This is a genomic window from Pseudomonas sp. GM25 (genome assembly GCF_000282255.1).
In the GTDB taxonomy this organism is placed as follows: domain Bacteria; phylum Pseudomonadota; class Gammaproteobacteria; order Pseudomonadales; family Pseudomonadaceae; genus Aquipseudomonas; species Aquipseudomonas aphyarum.
Genome location: NZ_AKJQ01000070.1, coordinates 1 through 1,309, shown reverse-complemented (window position 1 = coordinate 1,309; position 1,309 = coordinate 1). Strand labels below are relative to the sequence as shown.

The following is a 1,309-nucleotide window of genomic DNA, read 5'->3' as shown; positions in this document are numbered from 1 at the left end:
TGTCTAGTCCTGAAATAGGTTTACACCTGTTTCACCCTAACGCCCGATGCACCGCATCGGGCGTTTTGTATTTTAAGGACAGGTGCGGGCGCTCCTGGTTGTAGATCAAGATCGCCTCCCGCACCATTTGCTCCGCTTGCGCCAAGTCTGTCGGTCGGTGGAGCAAGAGCTCTGTCTTCAAGATGCCATTGACCCGCTCTGCCAAGGCGTTTTGGTAGCAGTCGTAGCCATCAGTCATTGAGCACGTGATGCCATGTTTGGCATGGAGCTTTTGATATAGCGCCGAGCAGTACTGCACACCTCGATCCGAGTGATGAACCAGTTTCTGGCGTGTTCGACGCGTCTTCAAGGCCATACGCAAGGCTTGAGCAACTGAGTCGGAATGCAAGCTGCCATGCACGTGATAGCCGACGATCTTTCTTGAGAAGGCATCCGTCACCAGACTCAAATAGACCGGATCATCACGTTTGGTGGACAGATAAGTGATATCGGCCACCCAAACCTGTTCCGGACCGGTAGCGACAACTTGCGACGGGCCTGGTTTGAGCAGATTGGGATGGCAGCGGAAGTGATGATGACTGTCGGTCGTTTTGTGATAAGCCCGCTTCCTGCGGACCAGTTGGCGGTAATCACGCAAGACCGCCAATAACCGATCGCGGCCGACATGCAGCTCCTGTTTCTCACGCTCCGCGTGCATCAACGAGTGCAATTTGCGGGCGCCAATGCAGGGTTGGCGTACTCGGATTGTCTGCACAAACTGGATGAGTTTCTGATCTTGCTCGATGCGAGCCCGATAGACGCGATTACGTTTGTAAAAGGCTTGGCGACTGATCCCCATAAACTGGCAAGCCCTGCTGACACTCAGGGTTTGGGTTTGCGCAACGACTTGCCGGGCCGCTTTTTTACGACAGAGACGCCGTAGTCGTTCTTCAGTACATCCACCACGTCTTCAAAAAACTTGGCTTTCTGATTCGCCAGCGCCAACTGCTCCTCAAGTTCTTTGATTCTCTGCTCGGGTGTTAAGGGCAAAGTGGGCTCGTCCATCGGTCGGTTCCTTTGGGAACGAATGGAGGCGCCTTGGCTCCAGTCTTGCCGACCATGCTTGCGTAACCAAACCAACACCGTCGACCGACCCTGAATTCCGTAGCGCCGTTGAGCCTCTTTATAACTCAACTCGCCTTTTTCGACTTGGTCGACAACCGACAATTTAAAAGTCAGCGTGTAATCGCGTTGACTGCGTTTTGCGCCCGAATCCATTGCACACTCCTGATAAGAAGCCAGAAGGTGTAAACCTTATTCAGGACGAGAC

Annotated in this window: 1 protein-coding gene; it reads right to left on the bottom strand. The window is 53.4% G+C overall.

All coding sequences use genetic code 11. The features are described 5' to 3' along the window. Positions 1-31: 31 nt before the first annotated feature. Positions 32-1,257 (bottom strand): IS3 family transposase gene (locus PMI24_RS25325; protein ID WP_443200802.1). Its coding sequence is split into 2 segments (ribosomal slippage): positions 32-906 and positions 906-1,257, totalling 1,227 coding nucleotides; the frame shifts between segments, so codons are not numbered across the junction. Positions 1,258-1,309: the final 52 nt, after the last annotated feature.